This is a genomic window from Streptomyces sp. Ru62, assembly GCF_002920615.1.
Lineage (GTDB): Bacteria > Actinomycetota > Actinomycetes > Streptomycetales > Streptomycetaceae > Streptomyces.
In genome coordinates this window covers 339,217-352,421 of sequence record NZ_PQSU01000001.1, presented here as the reverse complement: position 1 = coordinate 352,421, position 13,205 = coordinate 339,217, and the positions used below count along the sequence as shown (strand labels likewise).

General features: G+C 72.2%; 12 protein-coding genes. 7 read left to right on the top strand and 5 right to left on the bottom strand.

What is annotated here, in order from left to right:
* Positions 1-22 precede the first annotated feature (22 nt).
* From C3492_RS01725 to C3492_RS01700, 6 genes are all read left to right on the top strand, one after another.
* The gene (locus tag C3492_RS01725) at positions 23-1,066 is read left to right on the top strand and encodes an energy-coupling factor ABC transporter permease (protein WP_103809894.1); all 1,044 of its coding nucleotides are present in this window, start codon (positions 23-25) and stop codon (positions 1,064-1,066) included.
* Position 1,067: 1 nt separating this feature from the next.
* Complete coding sequence (cbiQ, locus tag C3492_RS01720) at positions 1,068-1,829, top strand: cobalt ECF transporter T component CbiQ (RefSeq protein ID WP_103809893.1); 762 nt, start codon at positions 1,068-1,070, stop codon at positions 1,827-1,829.
* Complete coding sequence (locus C3492_RS01715) at positions 1,829-2,587, top strand: energy-coupling factor ABC transporter ATP-binding protein (protein ID WP_103809892.1); 759 nt, start codon at positions 1,829-1,831, stop codon at positions 2,585-2,587. Before cbiQ ends, C3492_RS01715 begins: the two co-directional genes overlap by 1 nt.
* Positions 2,584-3,048 (top strand): MarR family winged helix-turn-helix transcriptional regulator, encoded by a 465-nt coding sequence (locus C3492_RS01710; protein WP_103809891.1) that lies wholly within the window; start codon positions 2,584-2,586, stop codon positions 3,046-3,048. The genes C3492_RS01715 and C3492_RS01710 overlap by 4 nt, the downstream gene beginning before the upstream one ends.
* 145 nt (positions 3,049-3,193) lie before the next feature.
* Positions 3,194-3,640, top strand: coding sequence for an organic hydroperoxide resistance protein (locus C3492_RS01705; RefSeq protein ID WP_103809890.1), 447 nt, complete (start codon positions 3,194-3,196; stop codon positions 3,638-3,640).
* An 80-nt stretch (positions 3,641-3,720) separates the two neighbouring features.
* Positions 3,721-4,881, top strand: a complete 1,161-nt coding sequence (locus tag C3492_RS01700) for a serine hydrolase domain-containing protein (RefSeq protein ID WP_103809889.1) — start codon at positions 3,721-3,723, stop codon at positions 4,879-4,881.
* A gap of 31 nt (positions 4,882-4,912) precedes the next feature.
* On the opposite strand, the gene C3492_RS01695 is transcribed toward C3492_RS01700, so the two are convergent.
* The 5 genes from C3492_RS01695 to C3492_RS01675 all read right to left on the bottom strand — a co-directional run bounded on the left by C3492_RS01695 (position 4,913) and on the right by C3492_RS01675 (position 9,653).
* Positions 4,913-5,188, bottom strand: a complete 276-nt coding sequence (locus tag C3492_RS01695) for a DUF1876 domain-containing protein (RefSeq protein ID WP_014673231.1) — start codon at positions 5,186-5,188, stop codon at positions 4,913-4,915.
* A gap of 78 nt (positions 5,189-5,266) precedes the next feature.
* Positions 5,267-6,112, bottom strand: a complete 846-nt coding sequence (locus C3492_RS01690) for a DMT family transporter (protein ID WP_103809888.1) — start codon at positions 6,110-6,112, stop codon at positions 5,267-5,269.
* Entirely contained in the window at positions 6,109-6,597 is a 489-nt protein-coding gene (locus C3492_RS01685) for a YbaK/EbsC family protein (RefSeq protein ID WP_030982888.1), read from the bottom strand. Before C3492_RS01685 ends, C3492_RS01690 begins: the two co-directional genes overlap by 4 nt.
* Positions 6,598-6,742: 145 nt before the next feature.
* Positions 6,743-8,947, bottom strand: a complete 2,205-nt coding sequence (locus C3492_RS01680; RefSeq protein WP_103809887.1) for an MMPL family transporter — start codon at positions 8,945-8,947, stop codon at positions 6,743-6,745.
* Between the two features lie 103 nt (positions 8,948-9,050).
* Positions 9,051-9,653, bottom strand: a complete 603-nt coding sequence (locus C3492_RS01675; RefSeq protein ID WP_103809886.1) for a TetR/AcrR family transcriptional regulator — start codon at positions 9,651-9,653, stop codon at positions 9,051-9,053.
* Positions 9,654-9,833: 180 nt separating this feature from the next.
* Here C3492_RS01675 and C3492_RS01670 point away from each other — a divergent pair, with 180 nt between their 5' ends.
* Entirely contained in the window at positions 9,834-13,124 is a 3,291-nt protein-coding gene (locus C3492_RS01670; RefSeq protein ID WP_103809885.1) for a S41 family peptidase, read from the top strand.
* Positions 13,125-13,205 lie beyond the last annotated feature (81 nt).

Here is a 13,205-nt window from a genome sequence, read left to right as displayed (position 1 = left end):
AACAAGGGCCTAAAATCGTACGGTGCATGTACCTGACGGATTCATCGACGCCCCGACCTCCGCGGTCACCGGAGTGGTCGCCGCGGGCGCCCTCGCGGTGAGCCTGCGCGGCGCCCGCCGCGAACTCGAAGAGCGGACCGCCCCGCTGGCGGGTCTGGTGGCGGCGTTCATCTTCGCCGTGCAGATGCTCAACTTCCCGGTCGCCGCGGGGACCAGCGGCCACCTCCTCGGCGGAGCGCTGGCCGCGATACTCGTCGGGCCCTACACGGCGGTCCTGTGCGTGTCGGTCGTGCTGCTGATGCAGGGCGTGCTGTTCGCCGACGGCGGGCTGACCGCGCTCGGCGTGAACATCACCGACATGGCGATCGTCACCACGGTCGTCTCCTACGCCGTCTTCCGCGGCCTGCTCGCCGTGCTGCCCCGCAAGCGGCGCTCGGTGACCGTGGCCTCCTTCGTCGCCGCGCTGGTCTCCGTGCCGGCCGCCGCGGTCGCCTTCACCCTGATCTACGCGGTGGGTGGCACCACCGACGTCTCCATCGGCAAGGTCGCCACCGCGATGATCGGCGTCCATGTGCTGATCGGCATCGGCGAGGCGGTCATCACCGCGCTGACGGTCGGCGCGGTCATCGCCGTGCGCCCGGACCTGGTGTACGGCGCGCGCGGCCTGCGGCAGCGGCTCCAGTTGCGAGTGAACGGCGCGCTGGTGGACGCGCCCGCCCCCACGGCGCCCGTGGCGGCGCGCACCTCGCGGCGCACGCTGTGGGTGACCGGTCTCGTCACCTCCCTCGTCCTCGCCGGCTTCGTCAGCTTCTACGCCTCCGCGAACCCCGACGGCCTGGAGAAGGTCGCGCACGACAAGGGGATCGACAAGAAGGCGAAGGAGCACGCCACGGCCGACTCCCCGCTCGCCGACTACGGCGTCAAGGACATCTCCGACGCCCGGCTGTCCGGCGGCCTCGCGGGCGTGATCGGCGTCGGCGTCACGGTCGTCGCCGGCAGCGCGGTGTTCTGGGGGCTGCGCAGGCGGCGCGCCGACGACGTGTCCCCCGCGAGCACCGGCGTCTGACGTGGGAGCGGGACACACACATCGGCTCTACCGGCACGGGCACTCGCCCGTGCACGGTCTGCCGCCGCACACCAAACTGGCCGCCGCGTTCCTGTTCGTGGTGGTCGTCGTGTCGACCCCGCGCGAGGCGATGTGGGCGTTCGCGGTGTACGCCGTGCTGCTCGCGGTCGTCGCGTACCAGGCGCGCGTGCCCGCCCGTTTCCTGCTCGGACGGCTGCTGATCGAGGTGCCGTTCGTCGCGTTCGCCGTGCTCATGCCGTTCGTGGCGGAGGGCGAGCGGGTGCACGTGCTCGGGCTCTCGCTCAGCGTGAACGGGCTGTGGGGCGCCTGGAACGTGCTTGCCAAGGGCACCCTCGGTGTCGCCGCCTCCGTGCTGCTGGCGGCCACCACCGAGCTGCGCGAACTCCTGCTCGGGCTGCAACGGCTGAAGCTGCCGCCGCTGCTCGTCCAGATCGCCTCCTTCATGATCCGCTACGGCGACGTCATCACCGACGAGATGCGCCGGATGCGGATCGCCCGTGAGTCGCGCGGCTTCGAGGCGAAGGGCGTCCGGCACTGGGGGGTGCTCGCCAAGTCCGCCGGCTCGCTGTTCATCCGTTCCTACGAGCGCGGGGAGCGCGTGCACCTCGCCATGGTGAGCCGGGGGTACGCCGGTTCCATGCCGGTCATCGACGAGGTGACCGCGTCCGGCGCGCAGTGGCGGCACGCCCTGGCACTGCCCTGCGCCGCCCTCGTCGTCTGCCTGCTGGGATGGATGCTGTGATGGTTCCTGTGACTGCTTCTCTGGAGGTCTCCGGCCTCGCCTTCGCCTACCCGGACGGACACCAGGCCCTGTTCGGGGTGGACTTCTCGATCGCGCGCGGCGAGCGGGTCGCCCTCCTCGGCCCGAACGGCGCAGGCAAGACGACCCTGGTACTGCACCTCAACGGCATCCTGGGGGGCGGCACCGGCACGGTGACCGTGGCCGGGCTTCCGGTGTCCAAGCAGCACATGGCCGCGATCCGGCAGAAGGTCGGCATCGTCTTCCAGGACCCGGACGACCAGCTGTTCATGCCGACCGTGCGGGAGGACGTGGCGTTCGGTCCGGCCGCCGCCGGGATCAAGGGGGCCGCGCTGGAGGAACGGGTGCACACCGCGCTGGAGCGGGTCGGGATGCGGGAGTTCGCCGACCGGCCACCGCACCACCTCTCCTTCGGGCAGCGCCGCCGGGTCGCGGTGGCCACCGTGCTCGCCATGGAGCCGGAGATCCTGGTCCTGGACGAGCCCTCCTCCAACCTGGACCCGGCCTCGCGCCGCGAACTCGCCGACATCCTGCGCTCCCTGGACGTCACGGTCCTCATGGTCACGCACGACCTGCCGTACGCCCTGGAGCTGTGCCCGCGCTCCCTCATCCTCAGCGACGGCGTGATCGCTGCGGACGGCCCGACCGGCGCGCTGCTGTCCGACGAGGAGCTGATGCGGGCGCACCGGCTGGAGCTGCCGTTCGGCTTCGATCCGAAGTCCGTGACAATGGGCGCGTGACGAACGAGGACCCGGCCGTCGACGGCTCGCTGCTGCTCGACGACCAGTTGTGCTTCGCGCTGTACGCCGCCCAGCGGGCCGTGACCGCCGCGTACCGCCCGCTGCTGGACGACCTCGGGCTCACCTATCCGCAGTATCTGGTGCTGCTGGTGCTGTGGGAGCGTGGCGAGACCAGCGTGAAGGAGCTGGCGCACGCCCTCCGGCTGGACTACGGCACCGTCTCGCCGTTGCTGAAGCGGCTGGAGGGGGCGGGCCTGGTGCGCAGGGAGCGCGCGGCGGAGGACGAGCGCTCGGTGCTGGTCGCGTGCACCGGGCGCGGCGAGGAACTCCGGGAGCGCGCGGCGCGCGTACCCGGTGCGCTGCTCACGACCACCGGGCTCGGCCCCCAGGAGATCGCGCGGTTGCGCGAGGAGTTGTGGAGACTGACCGAGCGCGCCGACGCGGCGGCGGACCGGTACTGATTCCGCGGCGGACCGGTACTGATCCCGCGACGGGCCGGCACTGGTCCGGCACCGAGCGGCGTTACCCGCGGTTGCGCACCCCTGCCGGACCTCCCTGACCTACCGGGATGTACTTGCGCGCCACTTGTTCCGGGGGAGGCCGGCCATGACCGAGGGCACCGCTGTCGACACGCGTCCGACGAAGATCATGTACGTCGCCGAGGCCACCGCCCACGGCGGCCGGGAGGGCTATGTCACCAGCCAGGACGGGCAGATCGAGCTGAGGGTCGCGATGCCTCCGGCGCTGGGCGGCGACGGCAACGGCACCAACCCGGAGCAGCTGTTCGCGGCCGGATACAGCTCCTGCTTCCACAACGCGCTGATCATGGTGGGCAACCGCGAGGGCTACGACCTGACCGGCTCCACCGTGGCGGCGAAGGTCGGCATCGGCCCGAACAAGCACCGCGGCTACGGCCTCGCGGTCGCCCTCAGCGTCTCCCTGCCGGTGCTGGACGCCCAGGTGGCGACCCGGCTGGTGGACGCCGCGCACGAGGTGTGCCCCTACTCGAACGCGACGCGCGGCAACATCGACGTAACGATTCTGTTGGGCTGATCCCACCGAGGAATCGCAGGCGTCCACCCCGTGTTCCACCCACTGTCGCAGGAGACGGACGAGCGGAAGGGGCGGCGGGCGTGGACGTGAACGGCACTGTGGCCGAGGGCTTCGAGCCGGTCAGGGAGGCGTTCGCAGCGAACTTCACGCTGCTCGGCGAGCGCGGGGCGGCCGTCGCCGTCTACCGGGACGGACACCGGGTGGTGAACCTGTGGGCCGGCACCCGGGACGTGGACGGGACGGCTCCCTGGCAGCCCGGGACCGCGCAGATCGTGCGCTCCGCCACCAAGGGCGTCGCCGCGGCCGCGCTGCTGCTTCTGCACCAGCGCGGCGAACTGGACCTGGACGCCCCGGTCGGCACGTACTGGCCGGAGTACAAGGCCGCCGGCAAGGAGCACACGCGTGTGCGGGACCTGCTCGCGCACCGCGCGGGCGTGCCCGTGCTGGACCGGCCGCTGACCCCCGCCGAGGCCACCGACCCCGACCTGGGCGCCGCCGCCGTCGCCGCGCAGGCGCCGGTGTGGGAGCCGGGCACGGACCACGGCTACCACGCCCAGACCTACAGCTGGCTCACCGGCGAACTGCTCCGCCGGGTCACCGGCCGCCCGGCCGGCGACTGGATCGCGGACGAGATCGCCCGGCCGGTCGGCGCGGACCTCTGGCTCGGCCTGCCGGAATCGGAGCACGCGCGCGTGGGCCGCGTCGGCCCGGTGGACGCGCCCGAGACCGCGGGTGGCCTGAAGACCCGCCCCAAGCGGGCGGTGGCCGAGGCCTACGCCGACCCGGACTCGCTGACCCGCCGCGCGTTCGCCGCGATCACCCCGCTCCCCGACGAGAACGACCCCGGCTACCGCGCCGCCGCCCTGCCCGCCTCCAACGGCATCGCCACGGCCGACGGACTGGCCCGCTTCTACGCCTCGCTCATCGGCGAGGTCGACGGCGGGACCCGGCTGTTCACCCCGCAGACCACGGAACTGGCCCGCACGGAGCAGTCCGCCGGACCGGACCGGGTCCTGGTGGTGGGCACCCGTTTCGGCCTTGGCCACATGCTGCACGGCGCCGCGTCCCCGCTGCTCACCCCGGGCTCCTTCGGCCATCCCGGACGCGGCGGCGCGCTCGGTTTCGCCGACCCGGACACCGGCATCGCCTTCGGCTACGTCACCAACGGTTTCCGGCAGAGCGTGACGGCGGACCCGAGGGCGCAGGCGCTGGTACGAGCGGTCCGCACGGCACTCGCCTGAGCCGCGCGCCCTCGGCGCACGCCGGCGCGCGTCACACGTGGATCGGGTGCGAGGTCCGTCCGGACGCCTGGTCGATCTCCTCGTGAGCCTTGGTCAGCAGTTGCATGGCGAGTTCGTTGAGGGCGCGGGCACCGGCGATCTCCTCGCCGACCCGGGGCTGGTTCGCGTCGACGTTGTGCCGGCTGGCACGGCCGTGGGCCCGCACCTCGGAACCGTCGGGCAAGCGCACCAGCGCCGCCGCGCGCGTGTGCTGATCGTCCTCCATGAACTCCATCTCGATGTGCCATCCCACAGCGGTGTGCATCATGACGACCACCTCCGAAAACCGCTGCTTCCAGGGTGCGCCACGGCACCCCGGCCCGTCATGTCGGCGCCGTGCGCCACGCTAACCGGCCCGCAGCATCAGCCCGATCCCCACGACCACCAGGCCCGCCGCCGCGATCCGGGGCGCCCCGAAGCGCTCCTTGAAGAACAGCGCACCGATGGCCGCGCCGACGATGATGGACGACTCGCGCAGGGCGGCGACAGGGGCGAGCGCGGCCCGGGTCTGGGCCCACAGCACCAGGCCGTACGCGGCGACGGACAGGGCGGCGCCGAGGAACCCCAGGGCGGCGTACGGCCGGAGCAGCCGGACCGTGCCGGCACGCGCGCGTGCGTACAGGAAGGCGGGCAGTACCGCCCCCTGGACGGCCATGAGCCAGGCGATGTAGCCGAGGGACGTGCCCGAGGCCCGTACGCCCATGCCGTCGATGACGGTGTACGCGGCGATGGTCAGGCCGGTCGCGAGGGCCGCGCCGATCGCCGCCCAGTCGGGCCGCTTCCCGCGCAGCCCCCACAGCCCGACCCCGCTGAGCCCCAGGCAGGACACGGCGATGCCGGCGCTCGCCCAGGCGCCGGGCACCTCGTGCGCGAAGACGGCGGCGAGCACGGTGACCACGAGCGGGGCGCTGCCGCGCGCGATGGGGTACGCCTGCCCGAAGTCGCCCAGCCGGAACGAGGTCATCAGCAGCGCGTAGTAGGCGATGTGCACGGCGGCCGAGGCGAACAGGTACGGCCAGGCGGGGCCCGCCGGGAACGCCGTGAACGGTGTCGCCGCGAGCCCGATCAGCAACCCGCCGCCGGAGATCAGGGCGAAGCCGACGAGCTTGTCGGCGATGCGGTGCGCGATGGCGTTCCAGCTGGCGTGCGTGACGGCGGCGAGCAGCACGGCCGTCGCGACCAGTGGCGTCACGCGCGCTGCTCGCGCACGTCCACCAGGGTGGCGCCCGCGTGGGCGACGAGTTCCTTCGGCTCGATCGGGAAGACTGTGTACGGCGTGCCGGCCGCCGCCCAGACCACATCGTGCGCGAGCAGGGAACGGTCGGCGAGGACACGCGTGCGCGTGCGGTGTCCGAAGGGCGGCACCCCGCCGATGGCGTACCCGGTGGTCTCGCGCACAAGCCCGGCGTCGGCCCGGGTGACCTTCCCGGCCCCCAGCTCCTGCCGCACCCGCTCGACGTCCACCCGCGAGGCCCCGTCCATGAGCACCAGCACAGGCACCCCGTCGGCGGCGAAGACCAGCGACTTGCAGATCTGGCTCAGCTCGCACCCGATGGCGGCGGCGGCCTCGGCGGCGGTCCGGGTCGCCTCGGGGAAGCTCCGGACCCGGGGCAGCAACTCCCCCAGTCCCGACTCCTCCACGGCGGCGGCGAAACGAGGATGAGCGGTCGTCGTCATACGCGCACGCTAGCGGCTCTCCGCGTGACGGACGAAACGCATTCCGGCCGGGCGGGCGCCGGGCGGTGACAGCAGAAAGCCGGTGAGGGTGCAGCCCCGTCCCCACGGGCACCCTCACCGGCGGCTCTGTGTCAGGAGCGGTGCGTCAGGCGCGTACCAGCTCCTTCTCCTCCTCGGGGTCGGCGTGGGCGCGCAGGCCCTCGCCCTCCACGTCCACGTTGGGCAGCGCGCGGTCCAGCCACTTCGGCAGCCACCAGGCCCGCTTGCCGAGCAGGGCGAGGACCGCCGGGACGATGGCCATGCGGACGAGGAACGCGTCGAAGAAGACGGCGATGGCGAGGCCGAAACCGATCATCTTGACCATCGACTCGCTGGAGCCGATGAAGCCGGAGAAGACGGCCATCATGATGACGGCGGCGGCGGTCACGACCCGTGCGCCGTGCTTGAAGCCCGTCACCACCGCCTGGCTGGGCTTCTCTCCGTGGACGTACGCCTCCCGCATGCGGGTCACGAGGAACACCTCGTAGTCCATCGCGAGGCCGAAGACGACGCCCACCATGAAGATCGGCATCATCGACATGACCGGGCCGGTCTCCTCGACGTTCATCAGGCCCGACAGCCAGCCCCACTGGAAGACCGCGACCACGGCGCCGAGGGCCGCCATCACGCTGAGCAGGAAGCCGAGCGCCGCCTTCAGCGGGACCAGAATCGAGCGGAAGACCACGATCAGCAGGAGGAAGGCCAGGCCGACCACCAGGGCCAGGTAGGGCAGGAGCGCGTCGTTCAGCTTCTGCGAGACGTCGATGTTCATCGCCGTCGAGCCGGTGACCAGGACCTTGGAGTCGGTCTCCCGGGCGATGTCCGCGCCCTTGTCGCGGATGGCGTGCACCAGGTCCTCGGTGGTGGTCGAGGACGGCTTGGAGTCGGGGACGACCGTGATCGTCGCGGTGTCGCCGGCCTTGTTGGGCGTGGCCGGGGTGACGGTGACGACGTCCTTCAGGCCCTTGATCTCGTCGCCGACCTCGGCGAACGCGGCCTTGCGGTCGGCGCTGTCCTTGGCGTCGACGACGATCATCAGCGGACCGTTGAAGCCGGGCCCGAAGCCCTCGGAGAGCAGGTCGTAGGCGCGGCGCTGGGTGGTGGAGGTCGGCTGGGAGCCGTCGTCGGGCAGGCCCAGTTCCAGGGAGGCGGCCGGGATCGCCGCCGCGCCGAGGCCGAGCACACCGAGCAGCAGGACGGCGACCGGACGGCGGACGACGAAGCTCGCCCAGCGGGTGCCCATGTTGGGGCGGCCCGGCCTCTTCGGCGTACGTCCGCCGCCGAGCAGCTTGCTCTTCTGGCCGGCCGGCTTGATCCTGCGGCCGGCGTAGCCGAGCAGTGCCGGGATCATGGTCAGCGCGATGAGGACGGCGATGGCGACCGTGCCCGCCGCGGCGATGCCCATCTTCGTCAGCATCGGGATGTTGACGACGGACAGGCCGACCAGGGCGATGACGACGGTGAGGCCGGCGAAGACGACCGCCGAGCCCGCCGTGCCGACGGCGCGTCCGGCCGCGTCCTCGCGCTCGCGGCCCTCGGCGAGTTCGGCGCGGTAGCGGGAGACGATGAAGAGGGCGTAGTCGATGCCGACTGCGAGGCCGATCATCGAGGCGAGGGTGGAGGTGGTGGAGCCCAGGTCCAGGGCGCTGGCGAGCGCGGTGATCGCACTGACGCCGATGCCGACCCCGATGATGGCGGTGAGCAGCGGGAACCCGGCCGCGAGCAGCGAGCCGAAGGTGATGACCAGGACGACCGCGGCGACCGCGATGCCGATGATCTCGCTGGAGCCGGTCTCGGGGGTCGCGCTCAGCGCGTCACCGCCGATCTCGACGGTGAGGCCGGCGTCCCGCGCGTCCTGAGCCGCGTCCTTCAGGGCGTCCTTGGAGGAGTCCTCCAGCTCCATGCCAGAGACCTCGTACTTCACCGAGGCGTAGGCGATGGTGCCGTTCTTGCTGACGGCGTGCCCGGTGTAGGGGTCGGCGACGGAGGCGACCTCGGAGCCGCTGCGCAGCTCCTTGACGGTCTTCTCGACGGTCGCCTTGTTGACGGCGTCCGTCATCTTCTCGCCCTTGGGGGCCTTGAAGACGACCCGGGCGGTGGCGCCGTCGGCGCTCATCCCGGGGAAGCGCTGTTCCAGCAGGTCGAAGGCCTTCTGGGCCTCGGTACCGGGGATGGAGAAGGACGTGTTGCCGGCGGCCGGCGCGGAGGCGGCGCCCACCCCGGCGAGGGTGAGCAGCGCGACCCATATGAGGGCGACGAAGTGCCGTCGCCGGAAGGCGAGGCGGCCGAGTTTGTAGAGGAACGTGGCCACGGAGGCGTACTCCCGGTCAGGTCGTTGGGTTCAGCTGGGCAGGGGTGATCAGCCCGACGACGTGAGCGGTGACGTCAGGTGGTGGGCTTGCTGGGGAGGAGCGTCAGTGCGCGGTGACGCCGAAGGCGGGGAGGACCACGGCGTCGATGTACGAGAGGAGGAAGTCCTGCGTCGGCGGCTGCTCGTCGATCATGGTGCGGGCGGCGAACGCGCCGATCATCATGTGCATCGCGAATCTGATCGCGGGGTTGTCCGCACGGATCTCGCCCCGGTCGACCGCCCGCTGCAGCACGCGGCGGAACTCCGCCATCTCCGGCTCGATGAGGTGCTCCCGGAACGCCTTGAGCAGGTCCGGGTTGCCGTGCACCGCCATGGCCAGGCCCCGCATCAGCGCGGAGCTCTGTTCCATCTCGCAGTCGTCCGCGCGCAGGGTGAGCGCGTGCAGATCGCCCTTGAGGGAGCCGGTGTCGATGTCGCCGGCCCGGCCCGGCTTGTTGTGCCGCACGGCCTTGGCCACCAGTTCGGCCTTGCCGCCCCACTGGCGGTAGAGCGTGGCCTTGCTGGACCGGGTGCGGGCGGCCACGGCGTCCATGGTGAGGGCGTCGTAGCCGACCTCGCGGAGCAGGTCGAGCACGGCCTCGTACAGCTCGGCCTCTCGCTCGGGCGTGATCCGGCTACGACGTGTCGCCGCTACAGCTTCGGTCATGCCCGTCACCTTCCCGCTCCGGAGCTTCTTCTTCGTACATCCATGAAGATACCCCGTGCATCAGCGAAACGAAACCGTTTCGTACGTGCGTTGGGTCACGAAGGTGAAGGGCCTGTAAGGAGCGGGGCGGCGCGGACCCCATAAGTTGCTGGCGCCGTGTGACCGGAAAAGCATGGGGAGGTGAGCTATCTGCGCCTTCCCCACCTCAGCGGTGACCTGCTGTGCTTCGTCGCGGAGGACGACCTCTGGCTGGCCCCCCTCGACGCCCCGGGCCGCGCCTGGCGGCTCACCGCGGACCGCACCAAGACCGGCCACCCGCGCTTCTCTCCCGACGGCCGCCGGATCGCCTACACGACCTGGCACAGCCTCGTCCCCGAGATCCACCTCGTCGACGTCGACGGCGGCCCCGGACGCCAGCTGACGTACTGGGGCAGCGCCGACACCCAGGTGTGCGGCTGGACCCCGGACGGCGACATCCTGGCCGTGGCCTCCCACGGCCAGCCCTTCTCCCACTTCACCTGGGCCTACAAGGTCCCCCCCGACGGCGACCCGGGCGGGCGGCTGCCCTGGGGCCCGGTCGCCGACATCCAGTGCGCCGACCTCGCCGGCGAGCACAAGACCCTGCTGCTCACCGGCACCCCGCCGCACGAACCGGCCTCCTGGAAGCGGTACCGCGGCGGCGCCATGGGCCGCCTGTGGCTGCACGGGCAGCGCCTGCTGCCGGACCTCGAAGGCCATCTGGCCTGCCCCATGTTCGTCGCCGGCCGGATCGCCTTCCTCTCCGACCACGAGGGCGTCGGCAACCTCTACTCCTGCGCCTACGACGGCACCGACCTGCGCCGGCACACCGACCACGACGCCTTCTACGCCCGGCACGCCGCCGGCGACGGCGACCGGGTGGTCTACCAGTGCGCGGGCGACCTGTGGCTGGTGGACGACTTCTCGCCGGGCGGCGTGCCGCGCAAGCTCGACATCCGGCTCGCCGGACCGCGCACCGGCCGCCGCCGCTACCAGGTGCCGGCCGCACAGAACATCGACGGCATCTCCGTGGACGAGACCGGCCGCGCCAGCGCGGTCGTCGTCCGCGGCAGCCTGTACTGGCTCACCCACCGCGACGGCCCCGCCCGTACGATCACCGACACGCCCGGCGTCCGGGTACGGCTGCCGGAGATGCTGGGCTCCACCGGGCAGGTCGCGTACGTCACCGACGCCGAGGGCGAGGACGCCGTCGAGATCGCCCGCCTGCCCCGCGCCACCGGCGACCGCGCGCCCCGGCGGCTGGCCTCCGGCGCGCTGGGCCGGGTCCTGGAGATGGCCTGCGACCCCCAGGGCGAACGCCTGGCCGTGGCGTCGCACGACGGGCGGCTGCTGCTGATCGACGTCCCGGAGGAGGGGGCGGCAGAGCCGGAGGAAGGGGCGGCGGAGCCGGAGGAAGGGCACACCGGGGCGGGCACCGGGATCACCGAGCTGATCCGGTCCGTCAACGGCCCCGTCCGCGATCTCGCCTTCTCCCCCGACGGCTCCTGGCTCACCTGGTCGCACCCCGGCGTCGGCCGCTCCCTGCGCAAGATCAAGCTGGGCCGCATCAAGGACCGGCTGATCGTGGACGTGACCAACGGCCGCTTCGAGGACGAGAACCCGGTCTTCACCCGCGACGGCCGCTACCTCGCCTTCCTGTCCTGGCGCGGCTTCGACCCGGTCTACGACGTGCACACCGGCGACCTGTCCTTCCCGCTCGGCTGCCGCCCGTACCTGGTCCCGCTCTCCTCGGCGACCCCCTCCCCGTTCGCCCTGAACCCCGAGGGCCGCCCGGCCGCCGGCGGGCTCGACCCGCTGGAGGACGAGGAGACCGGCGAGGCCGGCACGGTGACGGTCGAGGTGGAGGGGCTGGCGGACCGGGTCACCCCGTTCCCGGTGATCGCCTCCAAGTACTCCGGGCTGTACCCGGTCGCGGGCGGCGGCCTCGTCTGGCTGCGCTGGCCGATCTCCGGCGCGCTCGGCGAGACCTTCGTCAATCCCGCCGACATCAGCGGACGCCCGACGCTGGAGTACTTCAACATCGCCAAGGCGAAGAAGTCCGAACTGGTCGACCACCTCGACTGGTTCACGGTGAGCGGCGACGGCACCCGGCTGGTCGTCGTGGACGAGGGCGACCTGCGGGCGGTGCCGTCGACGGAGGTCGGCGACGCGGACTCGACCGTCTGGATCGACGTACGCCGCATCCTGCACCAGGCCGACCCGCCCGCCGAGTGGCGCCAGGCCTACGACGAGGCGGGCCGTCTGATCCGCGCCTACTTCTGGGAGCCGGGCATGTGCGGCATCGACTGGGGCGCGGTGCTCGACCAGTACCGTCCCCTGGTCGAACGGGTGGCGTCCCCGGACGAGTTCGCCGACCTGCTCCGCGAGGTCCTCGGCGAGCTGGGCACCTCGCACGCCTACGTCACCGCCGCCCGCCGCAACGAGGGCCCGCCGCACTACCAGCGCTGGCAGGGCCTCCTCGGCGCCAACTTCGTCCGCCGGGACGGCCGCTGGGTGGTCAAACGCATCCTGTCCGGCGACTCCTCCGACTCCAAGGCCCGCTCACCGCTGGCCGGCACGGGCATCCGCGAGGGCGCCGTGCTCACCCATGTCGACGGCCGCCCGGTCCACCCGGTGACGGGCCCCTATCCGCTGCTGGCCGGCTCGGGCGGTACGACGGTGGAGCTGACGTTCACCCCGTCCGACGACGAGACCGGGCACGCCCGCCGGGTCGCGGTCGTCCCGCTCGTCGACGAGCGGCCGCTGCGCTACCAGGACTGGGTGGCCAAACGCCGCGAGGTCGTCCGCGAGTTGAGCGGCGGCAAGTGCGGCTACCTGCACATCCCCGACATGGGCGGCTCCGGCTGGGCCCAGTTCAACCGCGACCTGCGCATGGAGGTGTCGCGGCCCGCGCTGATCGTGGACGTGCGCGGCAACGCGGGCGGGCACATCAGCGAACTCGTCATCGAGAAGCTGACCCGGACGATCCTGGGCTGGGACCTGACCCGGGACGCGCAACCGGTGTCGTACACCTCGAACGCCCCGCGCGGGCCCGTGGTCGCCCTGGCCGACGAGGCGACGTCCTCCGACGGCGACATGATCACCGCCGCCTTCAAGCTGCTGAAGCTCGGCCCGGTCGTCGGCCAACGCACCTGGGGCGGAGTGGTCGGCATGACCGGCCGGCACCGCCTCGGCGACGGCACGGTCATCACCGTGCCGATGAACGCGGCCTGGTTCGACGCCTACGGCTGGTCCGTGGAGAACCACGGCGTCGCCCCCGACCTGGAGATCCTGCGCACCCCCCTGGACTGGGCGGAGGGCCGCCACGCCCAGCTCGCCGACGCGGTCGAACTCGCCCTGGAACTCCTGGAGTCCAACCCGGCGGCGATCCCCCCGACCTACAGCGACGTCCCGAACAGATCCCGCCCGAAACTGCCTCCGAGGGCGACCTGACGCCAAGGAATGCGCTTCTCGGGGCGCGGGGAACTGCGTGACAAGCCGCAACGCACCGGCAGCCGACGCAACCACCGAACC

What these genes read in the sequence shown, in the direction of transcription:
- C3492_RS01715 (WP_103809892.1), top strand. Translation starts at nt 1,829, where the DNA reads ATGGTTCCTGTGACTGCTTCTCTGGAGGTCTCCGGCCTCGCCTTCGCC.
- C3492_RS01705 (WP_103809890.1), top strand. Translation starts at nt 3,194, where the DNA reads ATGACCGAGGGCACCGCTGTCGACACGCGTCCGACGAAGATCATGTAC.
- C3492_RS01695 (WP_014673231.1), bottom strand. Translation starts at nt 5,188, where the DNA reads ATGATGCACACCGCTGTGGGATGGCACATCGAGATGGAGTTCATGGAG.
- C3492_RS01685 (WP_030982888.1), bottom strand. Translation starts at nt 6,597, where the DNA reads ATGACGACGACCGCTCATCCTCGTTTCGCCGCCGCCGTGGAGGAGTCG.
- C3492_RS01675 (WP_103809886.1), bottom strand. Translation starts at nt 9,653, where the DNA reads ATGACCGAAGCTGTAGCGGCGACACGTCGTAGCCGGATCACGCCCGAG.